Source organism: Actinoplanes awajinensis subsp. mycoplanecinus (assembly GCF_001509495.1).
GTDB classification, from domain to species: domain Bacteria; phylum Actinomycetota; class Actinomycetes; order Mycobacteriales; family Micromonosporaceae; genus Actinoplanes; species Actinoplanes palleronii.
The window spans coordinates 1-17,382 of record NZ_LLZH01000034.1 but is presented as its reverse complement, the minus strand read 5'-3'; the positions used below and the strand labels follow the sequence as shown (position 1 = coordinate 17,382).

At 65.6% G+C, this 17,382-nt stretch carries 5 protein-coding genes and 1 pseudogene; 4 read left to right on the top strand and 2 right to left on the bottom strand.

Annotation, left to right across the window (positions count from 1 at the left end; all coding sequences use genetic code 11):
* Together ADL15_RS07780 and ADL15_RS07775 are read right to left on the bottom strand one after the other, a co-directional pair.
* Positions 1 to 11,742 (bottom strand): non-ribosomal peptide synthetase (locus tag ADL15_RS07780; protein ID WP_157441225.1); only part of this gene is annotated, 11,742 nt, incomplete at its 3' end.
* Between the two features lie 123 nt (positions 11,743 to 11,865).
* The gene (locus ADL15_RS07775) at positions 11,866 to 13,044 is read right to left on the bottom strand and encodes a cytochrome P450 (RefSeq protein WP_083970995.1); all 1,179 of its coding nucleotides are present in this window, start codon (positions 13,042 to 13,044) and stop codon (positions 11,866 to 11,868) included.
* Positions 13,045 to 13,840: 796 nt separating this feature from the next.
* On the opposite strand from ADL15_RS07775, the gene ADL15_RS07770 reads away from it, so the two are divergent.
* The 4 genes and pseudogenes from ADL15_RS07770 to ADL15_RS51135 all read left to right on the top strand — a co-directional run.
* Entirely contained in the window at positions 13,841 to 15,454 is a 1,614-nt protein-coding gene (locus tag ADL15_RS07770) for a 2-isopropylmalate synthase (RefSeq protein ID WP_083970994.1), read from the top strand.
* 52 nt (positions 15,455 to 15,506) lie between these two features.
* Positions 15,507 to 16,091: pseudogene (leuD, locus tag ADL15_RS55125) on the top strand (3-isopropylmalate dehydratase small subunit); the annotation flags it as partial.
* A 45-nt stretch (positions 16,092 to 16,136) separates the two neighbouring features.
* Positions 16,137 to 17,234: a pyridoxal phosphate-dependent aminotransferase gene (locus ADL15_RS55120; RefSeq protein ID WP_338025522.1), complete on the top strand. Its 1,098-nt coding sequence runs from the start codon at positions 16,137 to 16,139 to the stop codon at positions 17,232 to 17,234.
* 34 nt (positions 17,235 to 17,268) lie between these two features.
* A partial coding sequence (locus ADL15_RS51135; protein ID WP_157441224.1) for an S-adenosylmethionine synthetase N-terminal domain-containing protein occupies positions 17,269 to 17,382 on the top strand: 114 nt, incomplete at its 3' end.

Below are 17,382 nucleotides of genomic sequence, written 5' to 3'. Positions count from 1 at the left end.
ACACAGGATCTCCTCCTGCGGCGAACGCGGCGCCCGGCCCGACGACACCGTTGACATCTCCGGAACCGGCAACGCCCGCCGATCCAACTTGCCGCTCGGAGTCAACGGCAACCGCTGCATCTGCACCAAAGCCGACGGCACCATATGCGCCGGCAACAACTCACCCAGCCGCGCCCGCACCACAGCGATCAGATCCCCCGCATGCTGCGACGCCAACGGATCATTCACATACGCCCGCAACGACCGGCCCGCCGAAACCGGCACACACACCCCGTCGAACACCACCGACGAGTCACCCACGGGCACAAACACCACATCAAACGCGGCGTCATCATCAGCCGACCACGTCACCAACGCCCGATAACCACACCGCGCCGCAACCTCATGCACGTCCTCGGGATCCACACCCCGCCCCGTGCCTTCCCCCAACCGGCGACGCACCTCATCAAGCGCATCACCAGCCTCCAACGCCCGCGCCGCGGACACCTCACCATCAATCCGCCCGTTACCGATACCGGTAACCCGCATCACCGCCTCACCGACGGCCAGCAACCCGGCAAGCGCCTCAACCGACTGCACACGAGCCCACGGCACCACCGGCGCCTGCGCCACCGACGGCGCCGCACCCTTCCGCAGAACGACTTCATAGCGGTAACGCGTCAGCTCATTACGAGCCCGACCACGCTTCAACCGCACATCCACCGCACCCACCTGCGGCAGACGACCCGCCAACGCCACAAAGAAATCAGGATCGATCAGCAGTTCCTTATCCAACAGAACCGCCTGCTCCACCGACCGGCGCACCCCCGACACCGACACATCGGCATCCGCGACCCGCGCCAACTGCACCGCGGTATGGAACGGCCGCATCAACCGGCGACTACGCACATCACCGAGGAACACATGCCCACCCGGCACCAAAACCCGCATGACACCTTCGAGAACCCGGGTCACATAATCCACACCCGGGAAATACTGCATCGCCGAGTTGATAACCACCACATCAAATGATTCCTCGGCGAACCCATCAAAATCATCGGCCGGGCGACACCACAACTCCACCCGGTCCTCACCGGCCAACTCCGCCCGCAAACGCTCGATCACCTGAGCCGAGAAGTCCGTGGCCACATACCGCTCACAGCCCTCAAACAACTGAGACAGCAGCAGGCCAGACCCCACCCCGATCTCCAACACCCGCCGCGGACGCAACTCCTGCACCCGCCGCACCGCCGCAGCCCGCCACTCCCGCATCTGCTCCAACGGAATCGGCGCACCGTCATAACTAGAATTCCAACCCGAGAAATCCTCACCAAAAACACCCGGCACCGCATACAACGACTCATAAATCGCACGCCAGTGCTCGACCTGCTCGCCGGCCAGCGCCGAGGGGCCGTCGGCGATGCCGGCACCGGCATCGACCGCGGTCGCCGGTACGACGTATCCGACCAGCCGGCGGTCTCCCGGACGGTCCTCCCGGACCGTCACCGCCGCCTGTGCCACGCCCGCACAGCTGGCCAGTGCGGCTTCGATCTCGCCCAGCTCGATACGGAAACCACGTACCTTCACCTGGTCGTCGGCACGACCCGCGAACTCCAGCGTCCCGTCGGGCCGCCACCGCACCACATCACCGGTGCGATACATTCGCCCGCCGTCACCGGCGAACACATCCGCGATGAACCGCTGCGCCGTAAGACCCGGACGGCCCAGGTAACCGCGCGCGACACCGGCGCCGGCAACATACAACTCACCCGCCACACCCACCGGGACCGGTCGCAGAGCGGCGTCGAGGACGTAGGTGCGCAGGTCCGGCAGCGGGCGGCCGATCACTCCTTCGGCGGAGGCATCCGGCGTGACATCAGCGATGTCGACATAGGTGACGTGCACCGTGGTCTCGGTGATGCCGTACATGTTGAGGAAGGCCGGATCCTGGTCGCCGTGCTGGTCGCGCCATTCGGCGAGCGCGGAGACCCGGAGCTTCTCACCGCCGAAGACCACGCGGCGCAGCTGCCACCCTGCGGCGAGCCCGTTGTCCTCGCGCCAGGCCTGCAGCAACTGCTCGAACGCCGACGGCGTCTGGCTCAGGTGCGTCACCTGCTCGCGGGCCAGCAACCGGGCGAACAAACGCGGCGACCGGGTCACCTCGTAGGGCACCACGACCAGCCGGCCGCCGTGCAGCAGCGGCCCCCACAGCTCCCACACCGAGAAGTCGAACGCATAGGAATGGAACAACGTCCAGACGTCGTCCGGACCGAACGTGAACCATTCATGCGTTGCCGTGAACAGCCGAGCCACATTGTGGTGCGTCACGGCCACGCCCTTGGGCGTACCCGTCGATCCGGAGGTGTAGATGACGTACGCCGGGCTCTCCGGCAGAAGAGGCGCGGTGCGGTCCCGCACGCCGGGGTTGTCCACGGGGTAGCGGCGCACGCTCTCGGCGAAGGCAACGTCATCCAGCACCGCCGCCGCGTTGCCGGCCGGCAACGCGGCGGCGATCGCGCCGTTCGTCAGCACGAGGTCGGCGCCCGTGTCGGCCAGCATGAAGGACACCCGTTCGTTCGGGTAGTCCGGATCCACCGGAAGATACGCCGCGCCTGCCTTGAGGACGGCCAGGACCGCAACGATCATCTCCGTGGACCGTGGCAACGCCAGGGCAACGATCTTCTCGGGTCCGGCACCCTGCCCGATCAGCCACCACGCGAGCTGGTTCGCGCACCTGTTCAGCTCCGCGTACGACAGAGACTCCTCGCCGCTGACCACCGCCACCACGTCCGGCGATCGGGCGGCCTGGGCTTCGAACAGCTCCGGCAGCGGCGCTGCCGGCGCAGCGTGCTGCGTGCCGTTCCACCGCACCAGCACGTTCTGCCGCTCCTCCTCGCCCAGCACGTCGATATCGTGGACGAGGATGTCCGGATCGGTGACCACCGCCGACAGCAGGCGGTGCAGACGGTCGAGGAGCGACTGCACCGTCGCGCGGTCGAACAGGTCCGTGTTGAACTCCACGAAGCCGTCGACGCCCGCATGCCGTCCGGCTTGCGTGTGGGTCTCCGTGACGTGAACGGACAGGTCGAACCGCGAGGTTCCGGTGCTGACCCGGCCCAAGGTGACCTGGAGACCGGGAAGCACGAAGCCGCTGCCGGGGCTGTTGTGCACGGCCAGGGCGACCTGGAACAACGGGTGGTGCGCAAGCGATCGGGCCGGGTTGAGCGCCTCGACCAGATAGTCGAACGGCACATCTTGCTGCGTGTACGCGGCCAGGTCGACGTCGCGGACCCGCTTGAGCAGGTCACGGAACGACGGGGTGCCGGACACATCGGTGCGCAGCACCAAAGTGTTGACGAAGAATCCCACCAGATCGTCGAGGGCCTCGTCCATACGGCCGGCGATCGGGCTGCCGATCGGGATGTCGTTCCCGGCCCCGAGGCGGCTCAGCAGCACGGCCAGGGCGGCCTGCACGACCATGAACAGGGTCGTCCCGGTGGATCGGGCCAGCTCGACCAGGCCTCGGTGCAGCTCCCCGTCCCAGCGGAAGTCGTACAGCTCTCCCCGGAAGGACGCCACGGCCGGGTGAGGCCGGTCGACCGGCAGAGCGATCTGCTCCGGCAGATCCTGCAGCGCCTGTTTCCAGTAACCGAGCTGAGTGGCGAGCAGACTGTCCGGCTCGTCACGGTCGCCCAGCAGCTCGTTCTGCCACATCGTGTAGTCCGCGTACTGCACCGGCAGCGGCGCCCAGCCGGGCTCCCGGCCCTGCACCCGTGCCGCGTAGGCGGTCAGCAGGTCCTGCGACAGCGGAGCCAGCGACCAGCCGTCACCGGCGATGTGGTGCAGCACGATGAGCAGAACGTGTTCACCGGTGGGCAGCCGGTCGCGGGTCACCTCGAACAGCGACGCTCGCAGGGGGATCTGCTCGCCGAGCTCGAACGTGGTCCGCGCGGCCTCGCTCAGCACCTCGTCCATCTGATGCTGTTCGACCTGCCGCACGTGGAGGCGGACTTGGGCCCGCTCGTCCCGCAGGACCTGCTGGAAGGGCACACCGTCGAGATCGGGGAAGACGGTCCGCAGAGTTTCGTGCCGGTCGACGACGTCCTGTACGGCCGCCCGCAGCGCGTCCACGTCCACGGTTCCGGTCAGATGCAGAGCCATCGGCATGTTGTAGGTGGGGCTGGGCCCCTCCATGCGGTGCAGGAACCAGAGCCGGCGCTGCGCGAACGACAGCGGCAGCACATCGGGTCGCTGCACCGGCAGCAGCATCGGGCGCACGTCCCGGTTCTCGTCCAACCGTTGTGCCAGCCCCGCTGCGGTCAGTTCCTCGAAGAGGTCCCAAACGGCGAGCTCCGCGCCGAGGGTCGACCGCACGCGGCTGATGAGCCGCGTCGCGAGCAGTGAATGGCCACCCAGATCGAAGAAGCTGTCGTTCACCCCGACCGACGGCACACCGAGAACCTCGGCGAAGAGATCGCACAGGATCTCCTCCTGCGGAGACCGGGGCGCCCGGCCCGTCGACACCGAACCGAGCTCCGGCTCCGGCAACGCCCGGCGATCCAGCTTTCCGCTGGGGGTCAGCGGCAGCTGGTCCACCTGCACGAAGACGGAGGGCACCAGGTAGTCCGGCAGATGCGCGGCGAGCTGGCGGCGGACCCCGACGACGTCGAGGGTCACGTCGATGCCCGGCACCACGTACCCGATCAGCCGGTCCTGCCGGACCGTCGCCGCGGCCTGCGCCACACCGGGGCACGCCGCCAGCGCGGCTTCGACCTCGCCGAGCTCGACGCGGAACCCGCGGACCTTCACCTGGTCGTCGGCACGGCTGACGAATTCGAGTACACCACCCGGGCGCCATCGCACCACGTCACCGGTGCGATACATCCGGCTGCCGTCACCGGCGAAATGGTCGGCGATGAACCGCTCCCCCGTCAGGGCGGGGCGCGAAAGGTAACCGCGTGCCAGGCCGGCGCCCGCCACGTACAGCTCGCCAGGGACCCCTACGGGTACGGGGCGCAGGTTGTCGTCGAGGACGTACGCCCGGTCGTTGTGCACCGGCCGGCCGATCGGCGCCGGCAGCGACCATTGCCGGACGTCATCAGGCAGGAGGTGGCCGGTACAGGCGTGGGTCTCGGTGGGCCCGTAGTGGTTGTGCACCCGTACCTGCGGATGCCGGGAACAGAACTCCCGGAAGTGCACGCTGAGTCCCAGCGGTTCGCCACCCTGGACGAGGTGCCGCAGCGCCGGCAGGTTCAGGCCGCGCTCGTTCGCGGCTTGGCAGACCGCGTCCAGGACCACGGTGGGGGCGAAGAACTCGGTGATCTCATGCTCGGCGAGCCAGCCGGACAGTAGCTCCGCACTGGTACGGATGGCGTCCGTCGGCATGACCAGCGTTTTGCCGGTCGTCAACGCGGACAGGATCTCCTGCGCCGACACGTCGAAACTGATGGTGGTGAACTGCGCCACCCGGTCTCCGGCCGTCCCGCCGATCTCCGCGTTGTGCCAGTCGAGCAGATTGCGCAGTGCGCCGGCCGGCATGACGACGCCTTTGGGGACGCCCGTCGAGCCGGAGGTGTAAATCACATAGGCGGGGCTCGCCGCCCCGAGCACGCCGGCGCGATCCGCCGGGCCCGGATCGACCTCGGGGAACTGGTGGAGCCGCTCGCACGCGGTCAGGTCGTCGAGCGTCACGTCGCATCCGGAGTCGGCCAGCATGAACGCGATGCGCTCCGCCGGATACTCCGGGTCGATCGGCAGATACGCCGCGCCGGTTTTCAGGACGCCGAGCACCGCAGCGACCAGCTCCACCGATCGGGGAAGGGCGAGCGCGACCACCCGCTCCGGCCCGGCTCCCTGGCCGATCAGGGACCAGGCGAGCTGGTTGGCGCGCCGGTTCAGCTCGTCGTACGTCACTGATTCGGCGCCGACAATCAGGGCGGTCGCCTGCGGTGTGCGGCGCACCTGAGCCTCGAAGAGTTCGGGCAGGGAGGCCTCGGACACCTCCCGACGCCGGCCGCTCCACGTCTCGAGAAGCTGGTCCTCCTCCTGCCGGCTCAGCACCCGGATGTCGTCGACGGCGATGTCCGGGTCCACGCCGATCGTGGTCAGCACCCGGTGGAACCGGTCCACGAGGGATTGGACGGTGTCGCGGTCGAAGAGATCGGTGCGGTACTCGGCGAAGCCCTTCAAGGTGCCGCTGCCGCTGCCGGCGTCGTCGAAGTGCTGCTCGATGTAGAAGGACAGGTCGAAGCGGGACGTCTTGGTGCCGGTCGCGCCGCGGCTGCTCCTGAGGTCGGGAAGCTGGAATTCGCCGGTGGGTGCGTTCTGCAGGGCGAGCATGACCTGGAACAGCGGGTGGTGCGCCAGCGACCGCGCCGGGTTGAGCACCTCGACGAGGTAATCGAACGGGACGTCCTGCTGCGCGTACGCGGCCAGGTCCACGTCCCGCACCCGCTCCAGCAACTGGCGGAACGACGGGTTGCCCGACACATCGGTGCGCAACACCAGCGTGTTGACGAAGAAACCGACCAGATCGTCGAGCGCCTCGTCCATACGACCCGCGATCGGACTACCGATTGGAATGTCCTGCCCCGCGCCCAGGCGGCTCAGTAACGTCGCCAGACCGGCCTGCAGCACCATGAACAGACTCGTCCCGGTCGACTGGGCCAGTTCCACGAGTCTGTGATGCAGCGCGGCGTCCCAGTGGAAGCCGAGCATGTCGCCGTCCGAGGACGCGACGGGCGGGTGCGGTCGGTCAGTCGGGAGGCTAATCTTCTCCGGAAGTCCGTGCAGTGTCTCGATCCAGTGCCGCACCTGCGTAGAGAGAACGCTGTCCGGGTCGTCCTTGTCGCCGAGCAGCTCGTTCTGCCACAACGTGTAGTCGGCGTACTGCACGGGCAGCGGCGTCCAGGCGGGTTCCCGGCCTTCGACGCGCGCTTCGTAGGCCTCGGCCACGTCGCGTGACAGCGGGGCGAGCGACCATCCGTCACCGGCCACGTGATGCAACACCAACAGCAACACGTGGGTGCGGTCGTCGATCATCTCGAACAGGACGGCGCGTAGCGGTATGTGCTGGCCGAGGTCGAAGGCGTATTGGGCGGCGCGGCTGAGTTCTTCGTCGAGGCGCTCGCGGTCGATGTGGTGCACGGGCAGCTCGACGCGGGCCAGCGCGCCGTCCACGATGTGCTGGTAAGGCGTGCCATCGATCTCCGGGAACACCGTCCGCAGACTCTCGTGCCGACCGACAACGTCCTGCAGGGCTGCCTGCAATGCTGCGATGTCCAGCGTTCCGGTCAGGTTGAGCGCGAGCGGAATGTTGTAGGTGGGACTGGGGCCTTCCAGCCGGTGCAGGAACCAGAGCCGGCGCTGCGCGAACGACAACGGCAACACCTCAGGACGCGCAGCCGGACGCAACGCCGCACGCACCTGCCGACCCTCATCCAAATGCCCCGCCAACCCGGCCACCGTCGGCGACTCAAACAACGTACGAATCGCCAACTCCACACCCAGCACCGAACGCACCCGGCTGATCAACCGCGTCGCCAACAACGAATGCCCACCCAGATCAAAGAAACTGTCGTCCACCCCCACCGACGACAACCCCAGAACCTCAGCGAACAAACCACACAGGATCTCCTCCTGCGGCGACCGCGGCGCCCGCCCCGACGACACCGCCGACAATTCCGGAGCCGGCAACGCCCGCCGATCCAACTTGCCGCTCGGCGTCAACGGCAACCGCTGCATCTGCACCAAAGCCGACGGCACCATATGCGCCGGCAACACCTCACCCAAACGCGCCCGCACCGCAGCAATCAAATCCCCCGCATGCTGCGACGCCAACGGATCATTCGCATACGCCCGCAACGACGACCGGCCCGCCGACACCGGCACACACACCCCGTCGAACACCACCGACGAATCACGCTCAGGCACAAACACCACATCGAACGCCGCGTCATCATCAACCGACCACGTCACCAACGCCCGATAACCACATTGCGCCGCAACATCATGCACATCCTCGGGATCCACACCCCGCCCGGTGCCCTCCCGCAAAAACCGGCGCACATGCGCCCAACCATCACCGGCATCCAACGCCCGCGCCGCCGCCACCTCACCATCGACACGACCATTACCAACACCGGTAACCCGCACCGCCGCACCACCGGCCAGCACACCCACCAGCGCCGGCACCGAACCAACCCGCGCCCACGGCACCACCGGCACCCCCGCCACCGACGGCGCCGCACCCTTGCGCAACACCACGTCATAGCGGTAACGCGTCAGCTCATTACGAGCACGACCACGCTTCAAACGCACATCCACCGCACCCACCTGCGGCAAACCAGCTGCCAACGCCACAAAAAAATCAGGATCGAGCAGCAACTCCTTATCCAGCAGAACCGCCTGCTCCACCGAACGGCGCACCCCCGACACCGAAACATCGGCATCACCCACCCGCGCCAACTGCACCGCCGCATGAAAAGACCGCATCAACCGGTGACTACGAACATCACCAACAAACACATGCCCACCCGGCACCAAAACCCGCATGACGCCCGCAAGAACCCGCGCCACATAATCCACACCCGGGAAATACTGAACCGCCGAATTGATAATCACCACATCGAACGATTCCTCAGCGAACCCACCGAAATCATCAGCCGGACGACACCACAACTCCACCCCGTCCGAACCGGCCAACTCCGCCCGCAACCGCTCAATCACCCGAACCGAAAAATCTGTCGCCACATACCGCTCACAGTCACCCATCAACTGCGACAGCAACAGACCCGAACCCACCCCGATCTCCAACACCCGCCGCGGCCGCAACTCCCGCACCCGCCGCACCGCCGCAGCCCGCCACTCCCGCATCTCATCCAACGAAATCGGGGCACCGTCATAACTCGAATTCCACCCCGAAAAATCCTCACCAAAAACACCCGGCACCGCATACAACGACTCATAAATCGCACGCCACTCGTCCACCTGAGCGACGCCGCCGTCGCGGTCTTCAGCGGCAGCCGGCACGATGTATCCGACCAGGCGACGATCGCCCGGACGGTCCTCCCGGACCGTCACCGCCGCCTGCATCACGCCGGGACAGCTGGCCAGCGCGGCTTCGATCTCGCCGAGCTCGATCCGGAAGCCGCGGACTTTGACCTGCCCATCAGCCCGGCCGACGAATTCGAGCGTGCCGTTGGCACGCCACCGGACCACGTCACCCGTGCGATACATCCGCCCGCCGTCGCCGGCGAACGGATCTGCCACGAACCTCTGGGCGCTCAGGGCCGGGCGATTCAAGTATCCCCGGGCCACGCCGGCGCCGGACACGTACAACTCGCCGGCCACACCCACCGGCACCGGACGCAGAACGGAGTCCAGAACGTAGACGCGTGCATTGTCGACAGGACGACCGATGGGCGGGACCTCATCGGTGCGGTCCACGTCGCAGGTCGTGGCGTGGACGGTGGTCTCGGTGGGGCCGTAGATGTTGACCGCCCGACAGCCCGGGACCAGTTCCCGCAGGCCTTCCACCAGAGCCGCCGGCAGAGCTTCCCCGCCGAAGACGACGCGCTGCAGGCGTAGCTGCGATCCCAGCGCGCGGTCTTCACGACAGGCCTGCAGGAGCTGCTCGAACGCCGACGGCGTCTGGCTCAGGACCGTCACTTGCTGCTGGACCAGCAGCCGCACGAGCGCCCGAGCGGACCGGCTCACCTCATAGGGCACCACGACGAGCCGGCCACCGTGCAGCAGCGGCCCCCACAGCTCCCACACCGAGAAGTCGAACGCATAGGAATGGAACAACGCCCAGACCTGACCGGCGTCGAAGCCGAACCATTGGTCAGCGCCGCCGAAGAGACGAACCACGTTCCGGTGCGTCACGACGACGCCCTTGGGCGCACCGGTGGAACCGGAGGTGTAGAGGGTGTAGGCCGGACTGGACGGCGTCAGAACGGCGGTCCGGTCCGCCGCGGTCAGATCGGTGTCCGGGTACTGCGCGAGCTCCATTTGACGCTTCTCGTCGTCGAGGACCACGAGCGACGCCGTTGCGCTCTCCGGCAGCCTCCGCACCACCGCTGAGGACGTCAGCACCAGACCGGATCCGGCGTCGCCGACCATGAACCCGACCCGCTCAGCCGGATAGTCGGGGTCCACCGGAAGATACGCCCCGCCCGCCTTCAGGACCGCCAGGATGGCGACTACCAGCTCGATCGATCGCGGCAGCGCCAGGGCCACGACCACCTCCGGGCCGACGCCCTGGTCGCGCAACCACCAGGCCAGTTGATTCGCCCGAGCGTTCAGCTGGCTGTACGACAAGGCCTCATCGGCGTACTGGACGGCCACGGCGTCCGGCGACAGAACGACCTGGGCCTCGAACAGGTCGCACAGGCAGGTCGCCGGGAGGTCACGTTCGGTGTCGTTCCACTGCACCAGCAGCTTCCGCCGCTCCACCTCACCCAGGAGGTCGATCTCACCGATCGGCTGATCCGGATCGCCGACGTTGATGGCCTCGAAGATTCGCGCGAACCGCTCCTCGTGGACGCGCAGCTCATCGTCGGTGTACAGACCCTCGACCGCGTCGAGGTCGAGGTGCAGGTCGGTGGACCCGGTGCGGTCCAGGACGACGAGGGACAGCCCGTCGACGATGCCCAGCGCCACGCTGTGGACGGTCGCGGCAAGCCCGTCGAAGCGCAGATCGGCCCAGAACGGCATCACGTTGACCTGGAAGGCCATCAGCTCCTGCAGGCTGGTCGCACCGCCGAGATCACGATTGATCTGCTCGCTGCGGTACCGCTGGTGGCGTAGTAGTTGATCGATCTCTTCGCGCGCCTGGTTGAGCAGCTCACCGGTGGTGGTGCGCTCGGAGATCTGCAGACGCAGGGGCAGCGCGTTAGCCGCCATCATGGGGGTGTTCATGCCGACGGCGTCGGCACGCCCCGCCGTTGCGAAACCGATGAGCACATCGTCGGTGCCGTCGATGCGATGCCGGAAGGTAGCGGCGGCGGCGGCGACCAACGTGGCGAGCCGGCGGGCGTAGCCGACCGACCTGCCCTGCGACCGGGGAGCCGGAAGGGTGAGGCGCCGCGTACGCCGGGTGAAGCGCGAGCTCGGCCGAGGCCGTGCCGTTCGCGCCGGGGCCGCTAAGCCGGTGAGCTGATCGGCCCAGAATGACCGATCCTTGCCGTAGCCGGCGCCGTGCTGGTAGGCGTCTTCGCTCGCCAGGAATTCGGGGAGACCGTGGAAACGGGAGGGCTGCGGATCCTGTCCGGCGCGAAGCGCCGAGTAGATCTCGGCAAGGCGATGGGTCACCAGAGAGATGCCGTACCCGTCGATGACCATGTGGTGATAGGTGTGGAAGATCCGAAAGCCTTCGGCCGAGATGCGCAGCACGGCGAAGCTGAATGTCGGTCCCTGCGCCAGATCGACGGGGGTCTCGATGCGCTGTCGCATCCACTCCTCGGCATCCGGGCCGGGCCGGGCCGAAGTGGTGAAGTCCACGACGGGAACGTCGAAGTCCGGTGCCGGGCCGAGAATCTGGCGAGGCCCGTCGGTCGTGGCGACGAATGTCGTGCGCAGGGTGTCGGTCTCCGCCACCACGAGGCGAATCGCGTCAACGAGCAGGTCGACGTCGACGTCGCCGGTGATGTCGACGCACTGTGCGATCTTGTACAGATCAGGCGACGAGCCGAGTTGCGAGTTCAACCAGATCTCGTGCTGGGCCTCGGTCAGCTGCAGCGACATCGTCCGGCCGTCAGACATGATTCTCCCTCGGTTCGAGCAAGCGGACTGGTGCGCGCAGTCGCCATGGGCCGACGCGCTGTAGCGGGAAATGTCCGTCCATCGGGCTGCTCTACGCCCCGCAGGGACACGGCCGCAGAGCAGCTACCACGAAACAGGCAGAGCAGCCGGGCCGGCCGCGGCTATCCGCACGTCCCACTCGACCAGCTCGGGTGTGGTGTCCAGACGCAGCCTCGGGAATTCGCGCAGCAGGCTCGTCAGAGCGATCTCCAGCTGGAGCCGGGCCAGCCCGGCGCCCGGACAGAAATGCGATCCGTGGCCGAAGGTGAGATGTTTGTCTTCCTGCTTACGGCGAATGTCGAACTTCTCCGGCTCGGTGAATCGGGCGGGGTCCCAGTTGGCCGCCTGACCGACCGGAAGCACGGTCGCTCCCTTGGGGATGGTGAGGCCGCTCAGCTCGACATCCTCCAGCGCGTATCGCGGGGTGCCGAATCCCGTCTCCATCGAGGTGAAGCGCAGAAGCTCTTCAACTGCACCGCCCATCAGCGCTGGCTCCTGGCGCAGGCGTTCCATCTGATCGGGATGCCGGAAGAGGGTGAGCAGGCTCTTGCTGATGGCCTGTGCGGTGGTTTCGTAGCCGGCCATGAGAAGCAGGAGGAACGCCGTCTCGAGCTCAGCGTCTGTAAGCACCGGCCCGCCGTCCTCGTCGCGGTAGAGGATCAGGGCGCTGAGCAGGTCGTCGCCGAGCTGGTTGCGCTTCTCGCGGACGATGCCGCGGGTCAGGCGGGAAAGGGACCCGTACGCCGACATCTTCTCGCCGTCGGAGTACCCGTCCACCGACAGCAGCGCGTCGGCGCAAGCCCGCAGATGTCGCTCGTTGGCAGTGGGCACGCCGAAGATTTGGCAGATCGTGGAGATCGGCAAGGGGAAGGAGAACACGTCCACGAGGTCCGCGCCCGTGCCTTGCGCCCACATGCGGGCGATAAGCTCGTCGACCGTTCGCTGCACCGCGTCGCGCATGTCCTGGACCCGACGGTTGGTGAACGTCTTGAACAGCATGCGGCGCCAGCGGGTGTGCTCGGGCGGATCGGCGAACGGGATGTCCATGTTCTGGAATCCGCTCTGCAGCCGTGCCGCATCAGGTCGGTTGAGCCGCCGGCTGAAGCGAGCATCCGACAGGACCGTCTTGACGTCCTGATATCTCGTCACCAGCCACGCCCGGTCACCCGATTGCAGTCCTACCGTGGCAACGGGCCTGTTCGCCAGCAGCCAAACGAGCTCCGGGGCCGGCTCATACCGGTTCGCAGTGTCAAACGGATACACCCCAAGATCCACGCCCACTGCCCCCGAAACAAGTAGTCTGAAGATTCTCGCCGAATGCCGAATATGCGGCGCTCGATATGCGGGAGCACCGTAAGCAAGGCACCGCACCCACGTCGTGGGCACTTGCGAAGGAGCCGCTGCACCGACGCATCGCGTCGGTGCAGCGGCAATTTCAGCGATCGTGACCCGCACCTTCGATGATCGACGATCACGGATGACTATAGGAATGCCTCCTGCGGGCCGTCAACCCTCGATCGACAACACGAAAAAGGTCACGAGGAGTTCCGCCACGTAGGTTCAAGATCGATAAGAAGCGGCTGACCTGCGATTATGTATCGTGCGCCAATGATTGGTTAACTATCGCCCCTGGTCACCGTCGGGGCCGGCGGGTTCGCACAGTCAAACAGCTTTTCGCTATCGCGCACCGCACCCGTTGCAACCTGTTCCAACAGCGCAAATGCGGGCTCGGCCCCACGCCGGCGGGCGACTACCCGATCTTGCCGAACCCACCGCCAACCGCATCGCCGCCGTCCGTTTTGCTGTGAATTTCCTGTGGAGCAGAGCCTGACATATATTGCGATATGCGATTCGGAGGAGATACAACCCTTAACGTACTTTTCCGACATTTTGGACCTTGCGCAGTTGATCTGTTCGTCTAATATGGAGCGCGTTCACGGTCGGCGTAACCACGATGCCGCCACCACGATGTCAATGCGCTCGACACTTCTCGCGAGCGCATTCTTTCGGGAACTCGGTCGCAAGGACGGTCTGCGAAAATCGGGGAACGGGGAACACCATGGCACCAGACGAGCCATTTACGGTGGCGGCGCAGAAATATCAGCCCTACCCCGCCCTGCAACTAAGGGACCGCCGCTGGCCGGACGGGAGAATTACCGCAGCCCCCACCTGGTGCAGCGTGGATCTGAGGGACGGCAATCAGGCACTGCTCGAACCCATGGATCTAACCCGCAAGCGAACCATGTTCGAATTGCTGGTGGAACTTGGATTCAAGGAAATCGAGATCGGGTTCCCCTGCTCGAGCGCCACGGACTGGGCCTTCGTCCGCGACCTCATCGAGCGTGACGCGATCCCCTCCGACGTGCTTGTCCAGGTCATGAGCCCTATGCGGACGGATCTCATCGAACAGACCGCCACGTGTCTCAAAGGGCTTTCGCGCGGCGTGCTGCAGGTCTTCAATCCCACCTCTGCCGTTCAGCGCAGAGATGTTTTCGAAGCGGATCGGCAGCGGATCAAAGATCTGGCTGTCGCAGGCGCCGAGACGGCACTGCGGATGCGCGACGTTCTCGGCGGAACCAAGCTCTCGCTGCAGTACGCACCGGAGTCGTTCAGCCAGACCGAACCTGACTTCGCCCTCGAGGTCTGCAACGCCGTGCTCGAACTATGGCAGCCGTCCGCCGACGATGACATCCGGGTCAACCTGCCGGCGACGGTGGAGGCCTATCCCCCGATGGAATTCGGTGACCGCATCGAGTGGATGCACCGGCATCTGGCCTATCGCGACCGGATCACGCTGTCGGTTCACCCGCACAACGACCGCGGCACCGGTGTCGCAGCCGCCGAGATGGCTGTGCTTGCCGGAGCTCAGCGCGTCGAAGGCACTCTCTTCGGCAACGGGGAACGGAGCGGGAACGTCTGCCTGGTCACGCTGGCGATGAACCTGTTCTCGCAGGGCGTCGTTCCTGGGCTGGACTTCGGCGACCTGGATCGGGCGCGGCGCGTAGCGGAGGCATGCACCGGCATGACGGTACCGCCAAGGCATCCATGGGCCGGTGATCTGGTCTACACGTCGTTCGCAGGCTCGCACCAAGATGCAATCAGCAAATCGCTGCGCAAGCGTGAACAACGCTCATCGCAATGGTGGGACGTGCCGTATCTGCCCATCGACCCACACGACATCGGACGGGAGTACTCGGCTCTGATCCGGGTCAACAACCAGTCCGGCAAAGGCGGCGTCAACTACTTAATGCGCACCGGTTTCGGCCTCGACCTTCCTCGCCGCCTGCAGATCGACCTGTCCAAGCTCGTGCAGGCTTACTTAGACGAGCATGGCGGTGAGGTTTCCCGAGATCTACTCTGGACGATCTTCCAAGATGCCTACTGCACATCCGGATCGCCAACATCGGCACCCATGGCGGCTGGCGATGATCCGGACGTGCTTTTGGCTGCGCTGGCACAGGCCACCGGGTCGCGGTTCCCGTACGAGTGCCTAGAACTGACGGTCCAAGACATGGCGAGCGGTTCCTCCTGCTGCTTCGCCCACGTCGCTGTGGCCGAGCACGCGGCCTGGGGGTTCGCAACGGCGCAAACCAGAAGTTTGGCGGTGTGGCTCGCCCTGGCTGCTGCGGTGGAGAAGGCAGGCAGTACAAACATCGCCACATCGTCGCCCTAGCGCCCGTTCACACCAACGCCGCTCGGATCATCGAATTCAGGAAGGAACCGCCGTGGAGAAGTGGACAGTGCACACCGGCCGCGGCTGCCCTCTTCGTCGCAGTCATGTCGACACCGACCAGATCATTCCAGCCGAGTTCTGCAAACGCATCACCCGTACGGGATATGCGGATGCACTGTTCGCGGAGTGGCGCGAGCAAAGCGACTATCCCGTGTCACAGCCACAGTACACCGGCGCGAGCATCCTGATCGCCAGTAACGAATTCGGTATCGGTTCGTCACGCGAACACGCGGTATGGGCGCTACGAGATCACGGCTTCGTAGCCGTGCTGGCGACCTCGTTCGGGGACATCTTCCGTGCGAACGCAAGCCGCAACGGGCTGCTGACGGCCGTGATCGACACTAAGGAGATCGCCTCGCTGTGGGAGGTCGCCGAGCGTGATCCGGCAACTGCCATGACGATTGATCTACCGGCTCGAACCATCCGGTATGACAACCTCGAAATACCTTTCGACATCCCGGAGCAATTAGCGCGGCGGCTGCTAGCAGGCCTCGACGACATCGCGGAGACACTTCAGTACGACGACAGCATCAGACGATATGAGGCCGGCAGGCGCCGATTCCTGCCTCGCGTCTCACGTCGGACCACCAAATTTTCGGCGCGCACGGAACAGCTTCAGCCGATGAAACTCATGGAACTGCTAATACTGGCGCGCCTGCATGGAGCCATCGATCTGGCGACCGGCACCCCAGCCTTTCCGGAAACTAGTGAACAAGCGCTGGAAGCCGCCATAACCGCGCTTCGGGGCGGTTTCAATCAGTACAGCAACTCAGCGGGTACCGCGGAGTTACGTGCGCAGGCCGCACGGCTGCATGAAGCCGACCCAGAGACTGAGATCACCATCACCGCAGGCGCCACGGAGGGACTCAATACAGTCCTCACTGCGCTCGTTCAGCCAGGTGACGAGGTTGTCGTCCTCGATCCCTATTACGAAAGCTTCAGCGCTGCTGTCGCCGTCGCGGGCGGCGCTACTCGCTTTCTCAAACTTCACCCGCCTGAATGGAAATGGCGCGAGGATGAACTGAGAGAGGTTTTCGGCCCGAGGACCCGGGCCGTGATCTTGAATTCGCCACATAACCCAACAGGCAGGATGTTCAGTGTCGAGGAACTACAACAGGTCACCGATCTCTGCGCGACGTGGAACGTTACGCTGATCAGCGACGAGGTGTACGCCGCCTATGCCGTAAGAGATGGCAGGAGGGCGCTGCCGAGCGAAGTGGCGAAGGATGTCACCGTGGCGACTCTTCGTAGTATGTCCAAGTCGCATTCCATCAGTGGCTGGAGAATCGGCTGGATTCACGCCGAACCGGCGTTGACTCGACGTTTCCGGCTCGTGCATGAGACACTCACCGCCTGCGTCGCGACGCCGCTACAACTGGCTGCAGCTGCCGACCTACGGCGGGAGTCGGGAATATCGGTATCTCACCTGCAGATTCTGGAGAGAAATCAGCTACGTCTGTCCAAACAACTCCATGCCATGGGAATGGCGCACCAGTCGGCAGAGAGCCGCTGCTACCTATACGCACGTCTACCGGATTCCCAAGCTAGCGACGCCATTGATATAAGCCGCTCAATGATTGAAGGTGCGGGCGTGGCAACCGCACCCGGCCCCTTCTTCCACAGCGAGCCATCCGAGGGTCGGCGCTACATCCGGTTCAGCCTGAACAAGTCTGAAGATATGATCACTGAGGCCATCGCTCGGATATCCGCGTTCATATAGATTATACCAACGTTCCACTGCCGAAAGGAGCACCGTGGCACGCCGCCTTTTCACTTCCGAGTCGGTCACGGAAGGCCACCCGGACAAGATCGCTGACCAGATCAGCGACGGGATTCTCGACGCCCTGCTCGCACAGGACCCGCGCAGC

Coding starts and splice junctions, on each gene's coding strand:
- ADL15_RS07770 (WP_083970994.1), top strand. CDS start 13,841: ATGGCACCAGACGAGCCATTTACGGTGGCGGCGCAGAAATATCAGCCC.
- ADL15_RS55120 (WP_338025522.1), top strand. CDS start 16,137: ATGAAACTCATGGAACTGCTAATACTGGCGCGCCTGCATGGAGCCATC.